Genomic DNA, 14,657 nt, shown 5'->3' with positions numbered 1-14,657 from the left:
GCCCACCGCAAGGGGCAGGACCTGAAGGGGCGCGGGGAACTGCGCGACCAGCCCATACGCACCGGAAGGTGCAACCGCAAGGGGCAGGGTCAGGACAGGTCGTAGACGGTCGTGGAGCCGACCGTCTTCGCGGGGTACGTGGCCGCGACCCAGGAGGCGATCTCGGAGGCGGCCCGGGAGCCGCCCATCTGCGCTCCCATACCGCCGCCCATCCCCCCGCCGCCCGAGGCGATGAAGTAGTGGATGCGGCCGGCCGCAACGTACCGCTTGAACTGAACCAGCGTCGGAGACGGATCGCTTCCGTTGAAGCCCCCCACCGACATCACCGGCTCCCCGCTCGCCAGCTGGTAACTGGCCTGGTTCTGCGACCCGACCGCGGCGGCGACCCATGTGTAGCGGCCCGCGTCAGCCTTGAGCAGCGCCGTCATCTCGGCGCTGACCTGCGCGCCGTCCAGCAGCCCGCCCATGCCGCCACCGCCGCCGCGGCCCTGCGGGGGTGCCTGCCGGCCGGGCTGCCCGAAGCCCTGGCCGGCGCCGCGACCCCCGGGGGCACCCGGAAACGTACCGGTGGGCGGCCCACCGTTGGGCCGCCCGCCGCCCCCGGGGAAACCGCCGGAGGCGACGGCCGGGCCGGCCGTGACGATGGAGCCCTGGTGCGGTGTGGCCACCGTGTCGAGGGTGTAGGCGACGGGTCCGCCGAGTGCGGCGGCGAGGCCGAGGACGGCCGCGGTGCGGGCGAGCGCGGCGAACCGCACGTAGGGCGCGGCCGGCAGGGCGACTGCGGCGGCGATGCCGACGGCGAGGACGGCGTACCGCAGCCAGGGGTGCCAGGAGGGGGAGCGGTCGAGCAGGACGTAGGAGATCGCCCCGGTGCCGGCCGCGGTGGCGGCGAGTACGGCCGCGGCCAGCGGCGACCGGCGCCGCCGCCACAGCAGGACCGCCCCCATGGCGGTGACCGCCGCGATGTAGGGCGCGAGCGCGATGTTGTAGTACTGGTGGAAGATCCCGGACATGAAGCTGAAGGTCACGAACGTGGCGAGCAGCGAACCGCCCCACAGCAGGAAGGCGGCCCGTTCCTGGTCGGTGCGCGGGGCGCGCCGGGTGAACCACAGCCCGGCCAGCAGCAGCGCGAAGGCGGCCGGCAGCAGCCAGGCGATCTGCCCGCCCATGTCGGAGTTGAAGAGCCGCCCGATGCCGGTGGCGCCCCACATGCCGCCGCCTCCGCCGCCCGGTCCTCCTCCGCCGCCGACGCTGCCGGTCTCGTTGCCGGTGATGCGGCCGAAGCCGTTGTAGCCGAAGGTCAGGCCCAGGAAGCTGTTGTCCTGGGAGCCGCCGATGTAGGGGCGGGAGGAGGCGGGCCACAGTTCGACGACCGCCACCCACCAGCCGCCGGCCAGCAGCATCGCACCGCCGGCGTAGAGGAGTTGCAGCAGCCGGCGGCGCAGCCGGGTGGGGGCGCAGACGGCGTAGACGGCGGTGAGGACCGGGACGATCAGCCAGGCCTGCAGCGTCTTGGTCAGGAAGGCCAGGCCCAGCAGTGCGCCGGCGGCCAGCAGCCACCTGGTGCGGGCGTCCTCCAGTGCGCGCTGCACGCTGTAGATCGTGGCGACCATGAGCAGCGCGAGCAGCGCGTCGGGGTTGTTGAAGCGGAACATGAGCGCGGCCACCGGCGTCACCGCGAGCGCCGCACCGGCGACGAGCCCGGCGGCGGCACCGAAGCGGCGGCGTACGGAGGCGTACAGCAGCGCCACCGTGCCGACGCCCATCAGGGCCTCGGGCACCAGGATCTGCCAGGAGCCGAGGCCGAACAGCCGTACCGACAGCGCCATCGGCCACAGCGCGGCCGGGGGTTTGTCGACGGTGATGGAGTTGGCGGCGTCGGAGGAGCCGAAGAAGAAGGCCTTCCAGCTCTGGCTGCCGGCCTGGACGGCGGCGGAGTAGAAGGAGTTGGCGTAGCCGGACGCGCCGAGGTCGTAGAGGTAGAGGACCAGGGTGCCGAGCAGCAGGGCCAGCAGTGCGGGGCGCGCCCATGCGGGGTCGTCGGGGCGGCCGCGCCAGGTGCGCCGCCCGAGCGAGGCGGCGGGAGCGGTCGGCGGGTGGGTCAGCGCGGTCATCGAGCACTCCTGTCGGATGTCCTGGGGGACTCGGGGGCCATGGGCTCGGGTTCGTGGAAGACCCAGGCGCGGAAGAGCAGGAAGCGCAGCACGGTCGCCGCCAGGTTGGCCGCGACCAGCACCGCCAGTTCGCTGCCGTGCGAGGGCGTGTCGGTCGCGGTGTGCAGCGCGGCGAGCGAACCGCTGGTCAGGGCGAGGCCGATGGCGAAGACCACAAGTCCCTGCGCCTGGTGCCGCATCGCGCGGCCCCGGCCGCGTACCCCGAACGTCAGGCGCCGGTTGGCGGCGGTGTTGCCGAGCGCGGACAGCAGCAGGGCCAGCGCGTTGGCGGCCTGGGAGCCGGTGCCGGGCCGCAGCAGCGAGAAGAGTGCGAGGTAGACCAGGGTGCTGAGCGCCCCGACGGCGCAGAAGCCGACGGCCTGGCGGGCAAGTCCCGCGGGCACACCGGACAGTTCGCGGTCGCGCGGGTCGTCACCGAAGGGGCGGCGCAGCCGGTCGAGCGCCAACTGCCCGGTGGCGAGCGCCCGTCCGACCCGCCAGACGCCCCGCAGGTCGTCGGTCGCGGTCCTGACGAGGTCGACGCTGCTGTCGGGGTCGTCGACCCAGTCGACCGGCACCTCGTGGATGCGCAGGCCCGCGCGTTCTGCGAGCACCAGCATCTCGGTGTCGAAGAACCAGCCGCTGTCCTCGACCATCGGCAGCAGCCGCTGCGCCACGTCGCCGCGGATCGCCTTGAAGCCGCACTGGGCGTCGGAGAAGCGGGCGGCGAGCGAGCCGCGCAGGACCAGGTTGTAGGCGCGCGAGATGAACTCCCGCTTCGCGCCGCGCACCACCCGCGAGGAGCGGGCGAGCCGGGAGCCGATGGCCAGGTCGGAGTGGCCGGAGATCAGCGGGGCGACCAGCGGCAGCAGTGCGTTGAGGTCGGTGGACAGGTCCACGTCCATGTACGCGAGCACCGGCGCCTGCGACGCCGTCCAGACCGTGCGCAGGGCGCGTCCGCGGCCCTTCTGCTCCAGCCGGAAGCCGACGACCTCCGGCAGTTCGTCGGCGAGCGCCTTCGCGACCGCGGGGGTCAGGTCGGTGCTGGCGTTGTCCGCGACGGTGATGCGGAAGGGGTAGGGGAAGGTGGCCGACAGGTGGGCGTGCAGACGGCGGACGCAGGTGCCCAGGTCGTCCTCCTCGTTGTACACGGGAATGACGACGTCCAGCACCGGGGTACCGGCCGTGGGGCCTGCGTCCGCGACCGGCAGGTGCTGCCGGGCGGGCAGGTCGCCGAGTGGGGTTCGCATGCCCCGACACTCGCCGGGCGCCCTGTCACGACGATGTGCTGAGGCTGGGGAGGGGCTGTGAGTCCGCCGGGGGCAGTGTGACCGTGAAGACGGTGCGGCCCGGTTCGCTGGCCAGCCCCACGCTGCCGCCGTGCGCGGCCACCACGGACTGCACGATCGCCAGGCCCAGGCCCGTACTCCCGCTGCTGCCGGCGGTGTCCGCGGTGCGGGCGCGTGAGGCGTCACCGCGGGCGAAGCGCTCGAAGACCACCGGCTGCAGCGCGGCGGGGATGCCGGGGCCGTCGTCCTCGACCTGCAGCAGGACGCCGCCGGAGGGATCCGCGGCGACCCTCGCGGTGACGGTGGTCCCGGGCGGTGTGTGGGTACGGGCGTTGGCCAGCAGGTTCGTCAGCACCTGGTGCAGCCGCTGCGGGTCGCCGTGCACGAGGGCCGGGTCGTCCGGCAGGTCCAGCCGCCACACGTGCCCGCCGCCGGCCGCGCGCGCGTCGCTGACCGCGTCCACCACCAGGGGCGACAGGTCGGTCGGCGCGGGGGACAGCGGGCGGCCCGCGTCCAGCCTGGCCAGCAGCAGCAGGTCCTCGACCAGGGTGGTCATCCTGGCGGCCTCGGACTCGATACGCCCCAGCGCGTGCCGCGTGTCGGGGCCTACGGACTCGTGGCCGCGGCGGGTGAGTTCGGCGTATCCGCGGATGGAGGCGAGCGGGGTGCGCAGCTCGTGGCTGGCGTCCGCGACGAACTGCCGTACCCGGGTCTCGCTGGCCTGCCGGGCGTGCAGCGCCGAACTCACGTGCCCCAGCATGCGGTTGAGCGCGGCTCCGACCTGGCCGACCTCGGTGCGCGGGTCGGTGTCGGAGTCCGGGACCCGGTCGTGCAGGGCCACCTCGCCGCGGTGCAGCGGCAGTTCCGACACCCGGGTGGCGGTCGCGGCGACCCGGCCCAGCGGGTGCAGGGCGATCCGCATCAGCGCGGCACCCGCGAGCCCCGCGGCGACCAGCCCCGCGGCCGACACCGACACCTCGACCCACAACAGGGTCGACAGGGTGTCCTGCGTGCCCTTCGTCGACAGCCCGACCAGGACGGTGCTGCCGTCCGCGAACGGGCGCGCCGACTCCACCCGGAAGCCGCCCAGCCCGGGCACGTCCAGGGTGTGCGGGCGGCCGTCCAGCGGTACGTGCGCGAAGGCGGCGGCCTGCGCGGCCGTCAGCGGCTCCGCGACCAGAGCGCCCGAGCCGGTGGACCCGGTCGCGCTGACCGCCGCCTGCCCGATTCCGCCGCCCGCGGTGACGACGGCGACGACGGTCTCGCCGGGCTGCCCGCCGCCGCCGAGGAACTCCATGGGTACGCCCTCGGGCCGGTTGCGCGGCGGCCCGTCGCCGTGGTCGGGGCCGCCAGGGCCGGAGTGCGGCCCCGACGCGCGGACCGCGAGGTCGTGCACCTTGCCGTCCAGCTGGCCGTGGAGGAAGTCGTGCAGCGCGAAGATGGTGACCGCGCCGATCACCGTGCAGACGGCGGCGACCAGGGCCACGCAGGACGCGACCAGCCGGCGCCGCAGCGACCACGTCGCACGGCCCGCCCTCGGACGCCTGCGCGGCAGCGTCACGCCGCTTCCGCCGGCTTGATCAGGTAACCCGCGCCGCGCCGGGTGTGGATCATCGGCGGGCGCCCCACGTCGATCTTGCGGCGCAGGTAGGAGATGTACAGCTCCACGACGTTGGCCTGCCCGCCGAAGTCGTACGACCACACGCGGTCCAGGATCTGCGCCTTGCTCAGCACCCGGCGCGGGTTGCGCATCAGGTAGCGCAGCAGCTCGAACTCCGTCGCCGTCAGGTGGATGCCGACGCCGCCGCGGCTGACCTCGTGGCTGTCCTCGTTCAGCACCAGGTCGCCGACGGTCAGCAGCGACTCGTTGCGCACCGCGGCGGCGCCGGAGCGGCGCAGCAGACCGCGCAGCCGGGCCACGACCTCCTCCAGGCTGAAGGGCTTGGTCACATAGTCGTCGCCGCCCGCGGTGAGCCCGGCGATACGGTCCTCGACCGCGTCCTTCGCGGTCAGGAACAGCACCGGTACGTCCGGCGTCTCGCGCCGCAGCCGGGCCAGCACTTCGAGGCCGTCCATGTCGGGCAGCATCACGTCGAGCACGACCGCGTCGGGCCGCGACTCCCGGGCGGCGCGCAGCGCGCTCGCGCCGTCGCCCTCGGTACGCACCTGCCACCCCTCGTAGCGCAGGGCCATCGACAGCAGGTCGGCAAGCGGTGTCTCGTCGTCCACGACGAGCACGCGCACCGGCGAGCCGTCGGGGCGCGCCAGGTCGGCGGCGGGTGCGGTGGCCTTCGCGGCGGCGTGCGGGGCGGCGCTCGCGGTGGTTGCGATGGGTGTCGTCGTCATGCGCACCAGCCTGTGCGCGCGCTATGAGAGCAGTCTTGGCCGATTCTGTGAATCGTCTGAGAATGCGCGGCGCGCGGCTTGCGGGCGGCGTCCGGGCGCTCGCGACCCGCCGCGGGCCGCGGCCGGCGGGCGGGTCAGGGAGACGCCGGCGCGCGGTCCCGGGCACCCCCCGGCCCGGCGGGCGGTCAGGGGGACGTCCGTGGGTAGCGCGGACCGCGGTGCCGGGCCGCCCGCCGGCCCGCGGCGGGTCAGGGGCACGTCGGTGGGCGGCGCGGGACGCGGGAAGGCTCGCAACGTCGTCGCGGGACGCGGTGCCGGTCCGCCCGCGGACCGGCGGGCGGGTCAGCGGCAGGTCCGTGGGCGGCGGCGACGCGGCGCCGGGCCGCCCGCCGGGCCGCGGCGGGTCAGGGGGATGTCGGCGGGGCGGTGGCGGTGAAGGCCGGTTGCAGCGCCGTGTGCAGATCGGCGGGGGTGCGGTAGTGCAGGGCGCTCATGCCCAGGGCGAGGGCGGCCTCGACGTTCGCGCGGGAGTCGTCCACGAACAGGCAGCGCTCAGCCGGGACCCCCGCCCGCTCGGCGGCGATGGCGTAGATCCGCGGATCGGGCTTGGCCACCCCGACCCGGGCGCTGCTGACCACATGGTCGGCGAGCGCGGCCAGGCCGAGCCCGGCGAGGTCGTCCTCCAGGTCGACCGAGGCGTTGCTCACCAGGACCAGCGGCAGCCCGGCCTCCTCGCGCACCCGGCGCAGCAGCCCGACGACCGCCTCGTCGGCAGCGAAGGGCGCCCCGGCGAGGGCGGCGGCCAGCGGCCGGGCCGCGACCGCGTCGAGCACCCCCTGCTCGGCGAGGGCCGCCGTGACGTCCCCCACCCACTGCTGCGGGGTGACCGCCCCGAGCAGCAGCGGCAGGTCCACCTCCGGCGTGAACGCGATCCGTGCCGTCGTACCCTCGGCCACCCCTGCGGCCCGCTCCAGCGCGGCGAGCGGTGCCTGGTCGTAGTGGCGGATGACGTTGTCGACGTCGCACAGGACGGCGTCGAAGGCGCGCGGCGCGGGCTTCGTGGTCACCGGTCCTGCATAGCACCCGTGCCACGCGGCACGGACCGGCGGGGTCAGACCTTGCTGACCCCGCCCATGCGGCGGTAGAAGGCGACCCGCTCCGGGTCGGGCGCGATGCCGTACGCCTCGTAGAACGTGTCGGTCCACCCGGGGCCGTAGTTGTAGTCCAGGTTCCAGACGGCGATGGCGATGTCGGCCCAGCGGTCGGCGACCCCGAGCGCGCCGAGGTCGACGTGGGCGGACCACCGGCCGTCCTCGTCCAGCAGGGTGTTGGGCGCGCAGGCGTCACCGTGGCAGACGACGAGCCGGTCGACCGGCGGCGGCACGGCCAGCGCCGGGTCCGCGGCCAGGGCAATGTCCAGGTCCGGGTCCCGCGCACGGCGCCGCTCCACCGACCAGCTGAAAGGACACTCGTCCACCGGCAGCCGGTCGTGCAGCGCGCGCAGCCCCGCGCCCAGCGCCCGTACCGCGGCCTTCGGGTCCGCCTTCCAGCGCGGGCTCACCGCGCTCTCCCCCGGCAGCCCCGCCGTGACCAGCCACTGGCCGGCGGCGTCCAGCCCGTGGTCCAGCACGCGCGGCACCGGCGTGAAGTCCGCGGCCCACCGCAGCCGGGCGGCCTCGGCCCCGAGGTCGATCCCGGAGCCCGCCGGCGCCCACTTGGCGAACAGCCGGCCCTCGCCGTCCCCGAGTTGGAAGGTCGTACCGCCCGACCGGTTGACCCACACCGGCAGCACCGGGCGCCCGGCCGCACAGGCCGTGATCGGTGCGGGCACCGCTGTCTCGCCCTGCGGCGGTCCTGAGTAGTCCACCCCCGCATGCTGCCCCCGCCCCGCCGGGCCAGGCGACCGGTTTTCCGCCCCGCCCGCGCCCCGGCCGCTCCCGCTCGCGCCCCGGGCCGCTCAGCCGGACGCCAGGTCCACCCGCCAGTCGTTCGACATCAGCCAACTCCCCTTCGGATACTCGAACTCCACCTCCCCCAGCAGCTCGAACCCCGCCTTGCGGCACACCGCGTTGGACGCCGCGTGGTCGACGCGCGGGAAGGCGTGCAGGTAGCGGTGCGCCCCCGTCGCGCGCGCCGCCGCCTGCACCCCCCTGGCCGCGGCCACGGCCAGCCCCCGCCCCTGGAATTCCGGCAGCACCTCCCAGCCGGTCTCCCACACCGTGGTGTCCCGCCACTGCCGTTCCCAGAACCCGACGGAACCGACGGTCTCCCCGCTCCCGGCCAGCTCCAGCCGGTACATCCCCCCAGCCGGCAGCTCCAGATACCGCCGGTGCCGCCGCTCCAGCTGCTCCGCGTTCTCCGGCCCCCCGAGATGCGCCGTCATCTCGGGCGCGTTGGCGCGCTCCAGCAGCCAGAAGTCCCCCTCGCCCCAGCCGACCAGTTCCACCCGTGCGTCATCCATACCGACCACCGTAGAGCGGGGGTCTGACACTCGGCCCCGGCCGACCCCGCGGCCCAGCCTCTCCCCCGGCCTCGCGGCCCAACTTCCGCCCCGGCCCCGCGGCTCAGCCCCCAGCGCCCTCCGCCAGCAGCCGCCCGACCTCCGCGGCAGTCCAGCGCCCGGCGGCGCCCGGCCGGGACGCCAGGTAGCCGGCGACCTCGTCCGCCCCCCACCGGCCCGCCTCCAGCAGCCCGCCGCCCAGCACCCGTACGTACGCGGCGGACGGCGCCGTCCACGGCACGTCGGCGGCCCGCCAGGGCGCGGTGAAGGTCAGCAGGGGTACGCCTTCCAGGTCGCCGGGGTGCACCAGCGTCTCGTAGCGCCCTGGCCCGAGCCGCGCCCTGCCCTCCGCGAGGACCGGCCCGAGGTCGAGGTCCCGCCCGGGCGCCCGGTACATCTCCTGCGCGGCGATGTCCGCGAACTGCTCCGCCGTCAGCAGGTGCGCCCGCGCCCACGCGGTGCCGTCGGCGTCCGGGTCGTAGAAGGCCCGGCCGCCCTGCCACACCGGCGACTCGGTCGCGAAGTACACAAGCCCCGGCAGCTCCACGGCCGCCGAGCGCAGCGGCATGCTGCGGTCCCGCGCCCCCGGGTACGTACGCGCCCCGCCCGGCGGCCGCCCGCCGGCCAGGTAACAACGCAGCCGCCCCGCAGCCGTGTTGGAGCCGTACGCCACGTACCAGACCCGCTGCATGGCGTGAGCGTAACGACCACCGGCCCCTGGACCCGGCGCTGCCCGCGGGTCTGAAAGGGTGACGGTGTGCTGCTGCCCGCCGAGAAGACCCTGTTCGTCCGCGGCGCCACCCCGCTGCTCCTGCTGGCCGGCGCCCCCGTCCACGACGCGCTGCCGCGCCTGACCGACCCCGGCGAGACGCTGCCGCGCTGCGAGGGCTGGAGCATCGTCCCCCGCCTCACCCTCTGCGTCGTGGACGGCCCGGGCGACCACGGCGTCCTCATCCCCGCCCTCGCCGCCCCCGTCATGGGCACGACCGACACCGAACCCGGCGAGATGGCCGACTGGTGCGAGGACGCCGAACGGGCGGGCGGAGCAGTCGTCCTGTCCCTGGACCACCTCCCCCCGACCCTCGACTGGCCGACCTTCCTGACCCCCGGCACCACCCACGGCGGCTTCGTCCCCGCCCTCCCCTAGCCCCCGGAATAACCCCTACGCCCGACAACGCCTCTCTGCGACGCTGACGGCGTGCCCGAGACCCCGTACGACGCCGAGCGAGGCCGCTTCACCCGCGAAGGGCTCGCCCGCCTCGTGCTGTCAGACGGCGCGATGGGACTCGCGGCGGCCGCATCCGCACTGGTGGGCACCCGGCAAGACCCCTACTGCGGCCCCGGCGGCCGGGCCAGCGAGGCCGTCCACCTCATCGAACTGGCCGAACGCCTGCTGGCGTCAGCCGCGATCTACGAGCGCGAGCGCGGCAGTTCGTGGCAGGAGATCGCCCAGTACCTGGGCATCGACCCCGCAGAAGCAGAAGCGCGCTTCACCCCCGACCTGGCCGCCTGGCACACAGCCTTCGCGGAGCCTTACCGCCCCGACAAGACCGGCCGCAAACGCGTCCCCAACTCCCCCCGGCGGCCTACGACCCCGCATGGGCCTGCGAAAACCTCGACCGCTGGTCCTCCATCCACCACCTGGGCACCAACGACCCCCACGCGGTAAGCGCCACCCTCCCCATGACGCTCCCGGAGGAGCCCAGCCCATAACGGCCCCGGCCGTACCGCTCCCGGCGGTCAGTCGTGCTCCCTGAGAAGGCCGATCAGCAGCCGGCCTTCCTTGGCTCCTTGGCGTATGAGGACGGCGGCGGTGGTGTGGAGTTCGTTCCAGGAGTGGGGGCGGCCGATGTCCGCGGCGTCGGGGACGCTTGCCATGGCCACGGTGGCGGAGCGGGCTGATTCGCCGGATGCGGCGAGGGCGTGGGCGAGGCAGGTGCGGTACCAGGTCTTGTCGCGGCGATAGTCGTCCGGCAGCGCGTCGAGTCCTACCGTGAGGTGGTCGACGGCGGTGTGCCAGTCGCGCAGGTGCATGGCGGCCATACCGCGCTGGAGAGTGAACCACGTCTCGTCGTAGAAGTACATCCAGACGGGTTCGTCCTCGGGGTGCTCGGCGGCGCGGCTGATGATGTCCTGCGCTTCGTCGAGCAGTCGGCGGGCTTCGTCGCTCTCGCCGCCCAGGGCGTGGCCGCGGGCTGCCATCTGCACGGCGTGGCCCTGGACGCCGAGTGATGTGCCGGGGGCGGACCAGCGGGATGCCTCCGCGAGGCGTACGCAACGGTCGGCGCGGCCTTTGGACCACGCCATGTGGGCCTTCATGTTGAGGGTGGTGGCGGCCATGTCGGCGTCGCCGGCCTCCAGCGCCCATTCGTGGGAGCGGTCGTACCAGGACAGGGCGGCGGCGGTGTCGTCCTGGTCCTGTGCCATCCACGCGAGGAACTGCGCGTGTTCTGCGGCCAGTCGTACGACGCGGTCGGCAAGTGGTCCGCGTGCTCCGGCGTAAAGGTCCACGACGGTGTCGAGTTGCCGGCGCATCACGGTGACCAGCGGGCGTGAGCCGATCTGGTCTTCGGCTCGGCGGTGTTCTGCGAGTAAGCGGTCGAGCCAGTCCAGGGTGGCGGCATCGACGCGGCGCGAGCTGTCCACAGCGCCCGCCACCCGCAGCATCAGGTCGCCGTCCGGCATCGCACTGGGCAGAGCCAGGCCTGAGACCGGAGTTTGGCCGGCTGCCGCGCCGGCCCCGGCTTCCTGGAGCGTGCCGGGGATGCCGAGCCCGGCGACGATGCGCTGCTGCACCTCGGCGGAGGTGACGCGGCGACGGCCGCGCTCGATGTCGGAGACGTCGGGCTGTACGAGGCCGACCCGTTCGCCCAGCTTGGTCTGGCTCAGCCCGGTGAGCTTGCGGTACGTGCGGAAGACGGTGCCCCAGTCATCGCGGGCGACTGCTGCGGCCAACTGCGGGTGGGACCAAAGGATCTCGGGAGTTTCCCCCATAGTTCAAATATAGGACGCTCCCATAGCGCCATGGGATGGGAACGGTGAGTAGCCGACGCAAAGGTCTTGGTGACAAGGACCCCCGCGACCGCGTGAACGGTCCGGGGGCATGGCCCAACGCTGAATAGGAGCGTCGCGCATGCGCAAGTTTATCGAGGGTTCACCCGAGTGGGTGGTGGGCTGATGCGGTTGCTTCCATGGACAGGCGAGGGCGGTAGGCCCTGCTACTTGAGCACCGATGACGCGGACTCGTTCCTGTCGGGCCTGGCCGACGACCTTGAGCCCGACCGCCCGCAGACGGTGGCGAGCGGCTTGCCGTCGACTCTGGTGTATCGCTGGCACCGCGACCCGCGCATCGTGGTCAGCGTGCGGCGGTTACTGGTGTGGCACCTTGACGCCTGGGGCCTACAAGGGCTCGCCGAGGTGGCTGAACTGGTCGTGTCGGAGCTGGTCACCAACGCCGTGCAGCATGCCCACGGACCGGAAGACGCCCTGGTCGAGACGCGGTTCGAACGGCTGCCAGGTGGTGATCTGCGCATCGAAGTGCACGATGCGAACGAGAACAAGCCGGAGCTTCGTCAGCTGTCTCCGGACGCCGAGTCGGGGCGTGGCCTGGCCTTGGTGGATGCGCTCACGAGCGGGCGCTGGGGGGCGAGCGGCCGTGAGGGGGTCGGGAAACTCCTGTGGGCCGAATGTGCAGCTGACGACGACCGTGGGGAGATGACCGCTGAGGTAAGGGGCGGGCGTCGGCGGGAGCGTCCCCGCAGGCTGAACCAGGAGCCGGAAGCCGTGACCTGGGCGCGCGAGAGGAACGGCCTGACGAAGCGGCGGCTCGCCGAGCTGGTTGGCATTTCCGAGCAGTTGATGGGCGAGGTCGAATCCGGCTGGCGCAGCGCCACCCCCGCGAATCTGGCGAAGATCGCCGAAGCGCTGAACTGCCCCGTCGTGGTCCTGGAGCGCAAACGCCCGCACGGCGCGGCCCCCCGCAGCCAGGCCACGCCTTGACTGCGGGGTTGCCGCCGAAGGCTGCCGCGAGGGCAAACGCAGAGGCCCCCCGGGTGATCCCGGGGGGCCTTTGACCTGTGCGCACTCGGCAGGATTCGAACCTGCAACCTTCTGACCCGTAGCTCTGGCCAGAACGGTCGGGGACGGCCATTGCGGCCCTCATCGGGCTCCCAATGGACGCTACCGGACGGGGACGGTTGCTGGGGTTGCTGTACCTGGCTCCTGTACCGCAGGATCGCCACGGGGGTGACCATGGAACGGCAGGTACTGGAGAAGCTGTTGGCCGGTGACGACGAGGTGTCCGCGGCTGCTCTGGCCGCCCTCCGCAGCGCCGCCACCTACAGCGTGTGGGATACGACGCATCCCGCAGAACAACATGCCGGAGTGTTTGCACTCCGGCTTCCGCGCATGCGGCAGCGCGGGGTCGAACCTCTCGGGTTGGAAAGAATGGTGCGACTCCTCCGCGAACATGGTCGGCCGGTGCGCGGAGGGCTGATCGATTCTGCCGATCAGAAATGGTCCTTCCTGTGCTATTTCACCGAAGACGGGGGCGCACTGGTGGCCTGCGCCCGCCTACAGCGGTAGGTCGAGCAATCACGGCTTCAGGAGAGCGAGTAGCCGATCGGGGCCGTGACCTGCACTTCGGCTTGCTGAGCTGACGCGGCGATCATCCCTCCCGTCGTTTACCTCTGTTCCCCCGTGACCCCCGACCGAGTTTGCCCGGTAGTGGCACGGGTTTCCCGGTGGCGAAGAGCACTAATTTGGAAGACCAGTGCGGTGCCCCCGCGGTGACCTCCTACAGCGTCGTACAGGGCTTCCGGGGCGTCCGGCCCGCTGTTGGTTCCCCTCGTTCGCCCCTCAGACGGGCACGCAGCGGGCACGCGCGCGCTCCTCCAGCTATCTCCCCGTCCTCCACGCCAATGAATGACGCCCAATGCCACGCCACCACGTGAGAGCCCGACTCTAGGCTTTGGTGGGGCCTCATGGCCGCCAGGCCGCGTCGGTATCCGTGAAGAGCACGCCGGGGGCAGGGAGCGTCACGGTGCGGACCGGGGTGCGCAACAGGTCCGGATCGAAAGGGACGCCCATGGTGCGTTCCATCAGGGCGAAGGTAACGGCACTGAGCTGCTCCATTGGAAAGGTGGCCCCCTCCGCCCAGGCCGGGAGTTCCGGCAAGTCGTGGTAGAAGTCGGCGTCCTCCAGGCCGATGGGGTCGAAGGCTCCTGTCACCCGGCCGTCGGCAGCGTGCATCACCTGGCAACGCGCGTTGATGTCCTCGTACACGCTGAAGAACTCACCGCCGTTGGCCGAGGCCCGCCGGGCGATCTCCGGGATGTTGCCGTGGTAGCCGGGCTCCATGGTCCAGACATGCCGCCCTTCCGCCAGTACACCCAGCAGGTGGTAATCCTTGTACAGGTGTGCTGCGGTGTCCTCGATGGCCTCGCCGAACGTCATGGTTCTGGACGTACCGGCAGGGTCCCCGCCGAACGCGGCGATCACCTGGTCCTCGGTCTTACCGGCGACAACCGACACGGTGTACCAGTCGAACTCGTCACCATCGGCCCACCCGTACCGCGCTACGAGTGCTTCCCACTCCACGCTGTCCATCCGAAAGCCCATACCGCGGAGCCTAGGTCCGGGGTACGACAGAGCCTCCGGCAACAGCGGGAACCGCTGGTTAGGGGCCGACTGCGCGTGCTGCAGGCTAGTTCTTCTGGAAGTGGTGCGGGTCTCCGCCGACCTGGGGCCTTCCGAGCGACCAACGCCGTGACCTGTGGCTGAGCCGTCACCGGTTGTCAGCGTTGGTCGCCTTCGGCCGCCCTCGGACGGCCCAGCGACGGCCCAGGCACGGTTAAGGGAACGACAGCTCGTGCTGGCGGTCACATCTGTCTTGTCTCAGGTGCAGCCGGTGGAGGTCCTGCAGTGCGGCAACGGGGAAGGGGTGCTGGACCCACTTCTCTCGGTAGCCATCCTCGCCGTGAAGCTGTAGAACGGCCTGTGCTGCATCTATGACCACGTGGCCGAGGACGCGACGGGGTTGTGTGGAACTCCAGGCGAGGGTGCCCTGCTCGTCAGGCGCGTCCCAACTCGTGCTTATATCCGGGAACCGGTAGATAGCGATGTCCACATTCAATCCTCGACTCCGGAGGACCCATCTGACTTCGGCCGGCTCAAGGTCGAAGGAAACTCGCTGGACAGCCGATGCCCCATAGAGGCCCACAACGCCATGCAGCAGGTCAGCAAGAGCGTCCGTGCAGTAGCTGACAGCATCCTTCCGCTCCGAGTTGCTGTCAGCGATACGGCACGTGGCCCAGCCTGAACCGCGTAGCTCCCAGCTGAACTGGAGATCATCCGTCATCGTGGCCCTCC

The 14,657-nt window shown here is 72.7% G+C and carries 15 protein-coding genes; 4 read left to right on the top strand and 11 right to left on the bottom strand.

Features of this window, described 5'->3' with window-relative positions:
- Nucleotides 1-89: 89 nt before the first annotated feature.
- From JT723_RS07410 to JT723_RS07375, 8 genes are all read right to left on the bottom strand, one after another.
- Nucleotides 90-2,114, bottom strand: coding sequence for an ArnT family glycosyltransferase (locus JT723_RS07410; RefSeq protein WP_205043687.1), 2,025 nt, complete (start codon nucleotides 2,112-2,114; stop codon nucleotides 90-92).
- Nucleotides 2,111-3,403, bottom strand: coding sequence for a bifunctional glycosyltransferase family 2/GtrA family protein (locus JT723_RS07405; RefSeq protein ID WP_205043686.1), 1,293 nt, complete (start codon nucleotides 3,401-3,403; stop codon nucleotides 2,111-2,113). The genes JT723_RS07410 and JT723_RS07405 overlap by 4 nt, the downstream gene beginning before the upstream one ends.
- 25 nt (nucleotides 3,404-3,428) lie before the next feature.
- Complete coding sequence (locus tag JT723_RS07400; RefSeq protein WP_307794091.1) at nucleotides 3,429-5,003, bottom strand: sensor histidine kinase; 1,575 nt, start codon at nucleotides 5,001-5,003, stop codon at nucleotides 3,429-3,431.
- Entirely contained in the window at nucleotides 5,000-5,788 is a 789-nt protein-coding gene (locus tag JT723_RS07395; protein ID WP_307794092.1) for a response regulator transcription factor, read from the bottom strand. The genes JT723_RS07400 and JT723_RS07395 overlap by 4 nt, the downstream gene beginning before the upstream one ends.
- A gap of 404 nt (nucleotides 5,789-6,192) precedes the next feature.
- Nucleotides 6,193-6,855, bottom strand: coding sequence for an HAD-IA family hydrolase (locus JT723_RS07390; RefSeq protein ID WP_205043685.1), 663 nt, complete (start codon nucleotides 6,853-6,855; stop codon nucleotides 6,193-6,195).
- A 44-nt stretch (nucleotides 6,856-6,899) separates the two neighbouring features.
- Nucleotides 6,900-7,655, bottom strand: coding sequence for an aminoglycoside 3'-phosphotransferase (locus tag JT723_RS07385; protein WP_205043684.1), 756 nt, complete (start codon nucleotides 7,653-7,655; stop codon nucleotides 6,900-6,902).
- 90 nt (nucleotides 7,656-7,745) lie between these two features.
- Nucleotides 7,746-8,249 carry a GNAT family N-acetyltransferase gene (locus JT723_RS07380; RefSeq protein WP_205043683.1) on the bottom strand — a complete coding sequence of 168 codons (504 nt, stop codon included), beginning with the start codon at nucleotides 8,247-8,249 and terminating at the stop codon, nucleotides 7,746-7,748.
- Nucleotides 8,250-8,352: 103 nt separating this feature from the next.
- Nucleotides 8,353-8,979 (bottom strand): histone deacetylase, encoded by a 627-nt coding sequence (locus JT723_RS07375; RefSeq protein ID WP_205043682.1) that lies wholly within the window; start codon nucleotides 8,977-8,979, stop codon nucleotides 8,353-8,355.
- A 66-nt stretch (nucleotides 8,980-9,045) separates the two neighbouring features.
- Between JT723_RS07375 and JT723_RS07370 the strand changes: the two genes are divergently transcribed.
- Both JT723_RS07370 and JT723_RS07365 read left to right on the top strand, forming a co-directional pair.
- The gene (locus JT723_RS07370) at nucleotides 9,046-9,435 is read left to right on the top strand and encodes a hypothetical protein (protein WP_205043681.1); all 390 of its coding nucleotides are present in this window, start codon (nucleotides 9,046-9,048) and stop codon (nucleotides 9,433-9,435) included.
- Nucleotides 9,436-9,486: 51 nt separating this feature from the next.
- Nucleotides 9,487-9,957, top strand: coding sequence for a hypothetical protein (locus tag JT723_RS07365; protein WP_240165247.1), 471 nt, complete (start codon nucleotides 9,487-9,489; stop codon nucleotides 9,955-9,957).
- Between the two features lie 71 nt (nucleotides 9,958-10,028).
- Here the strand turns inward: JT723_RS07365 and JT723_RS07360 are convergent, their stop codons facing one another.
- Entirely contained in the window at nucleotides 10,029-11,282 is a 1,254-nt protein-coding gene (locus JT723_RS07360; RefSeq protein ID WP_205043680.1) for an NsdA family TPR-like regulatory protein, read from the bottom strand.
- A gap of 228 nt (nucleotides 11,283-11,510) precedes the next feature.
- Between JT723_RS07360 and JT723_RS34920 the strand changes: the two genes are divergently transcribed.
- Both JT723_RS34920 and JT723_RS07345 read left to right on the top strand, forming a co-directional pair.
- Complete coding sequence (locus tag JT723_RS34920) at nucleotides 11,511-12,287, top strand: ATP-binding protein (RefSeq protein WP_240165246.1); 777 nt, start codon at nucleotides 11,511-11,513, stop codon at nucleotides 12,285-12,287.
- A gap of 252 nt (nucleotides 12,288-12,539) precedes the next feature.
- On the top strand, nucleotides 12,540-12,872 hold the full coding sequence (locus tag JT723_RS07345; protein WP_205043999.1) for a hypothetical protein: 333 nt from the start codon (nucleotides 12,540-12,542) through the stop codon (nucleotides 12,870-12,872).
- Nucleotides 12,873-13,268: 396 nt separating this feature from the next.
- Here JT723_RS07345 and JT723_RS07340 read toward each other — a convergent pair whose 3' ends face one another.
- The gene (locus JT723_RS07340) at nucleotides 13,269-13,895 is read right to left on the bottom strand and encodes a DUF6461 domain-containing protein (protein ID WP_205043679.1); all 627 of its coding nucleotides are present in this window, start codon (nucleotides 13,893-13,895) and stop codon (nucleotides 13,269-13,271) included.
- Between the two features lie 244 nt (nucleotides 13,896-14,139).
- Nucleotides 14,140-14,646 (bottom strand): hypothetical protein, encoded by a 507-nt coding sequence (locus JT723_RS07335; protein ID WP_205043678.1) that lies wholly within the window; start codon nucleotides 14,644-14,646, stop codon nucleotides 14,140-14,142.
- Nucleotides 14,647-14,657 lie beyond the last annotated feature (11 nt).

Source organism: Actinacidiphila bryophytorum (assembly GCF_016916835.1).
GTDB classification, from domain to species: domain Bacteria; phylum Actinomycetota; class Actinomycetes; order Streptomycetales; family Streptomycetaceae; genus Actinacidiphila; species Actinacidiphila bryophytorum.
Note: the sequence above shows the minus strand (reverse complement) of the source record. Positions and strands in the feature narration are given on the sequence as shown.

Bases quoted from the DNA above. Each gene is read 5' to 3' on its own strand.
- JT723_RS07410 (WP_205043687.1), bottom strand. From the start codon at position 2,114: ATGACCGCGCTGACCCACCCGCCGACCGCTCCCGCCGCCTCGCTCGGG.
- JT723_RS07405 (WP_205043686.1), bottom strand. From the start codon at position 3,403: ATGCGAACCCCACTCGGCGACCTGCCCGCCCGGCAGCACCTGCCGGTC.
- JT723_RS07395 (WP_307794092.1), bottom strand. From the start codon at position 5,788: ATGACGACGACACCCATCGCAACCACCGCGAGCGCCGCCCCGCACGCC.
- JT723_RS07380 (WP_205043683.1), bottom strand. From the start codon at position 8,249: ATGGATGACGCACGGGTGGAACTGGTCGGCTGGGGCGAGGGGGACTTC.
- JT723_RS07375 (WP_205043682.1), bottom strand. From the start codon at position 8,979: ATGCAGCGGGTCTGGTACGTGGCGTACGGCTCCAACACGGCTGCGGGG.
- JT723_RS07360 (WP_205043680.1), bottom strand. From the start codon at position 11,282: ATGGGGGAAACTCCCGAGATCCTTTGGTCCCACCCGCAGTTGGCCGCA.
- JT723_RS07345 (WP_205043999.1), top strand. From the start codon at position 12,540: ATGGAACGGCAGGTACTGGAGAAGCTGTTGGCCGGTGACGACGAGGTG.
- JT723_RS07340 (WP_205043679.1), bottom strand. From the start codon at position 13,895: ATGGACAGCGTGGAGTGGGAAGCACTCGTAGCGCGGTACGGGTGGGCC.
- JT723_RS07335 (WP_205043678.1), bottom strand. From the start codon at position 14,646: ATGACGGATGATCTCCAGTTCAGCTGGGAGCTACGCGGTTCAGGCTGG.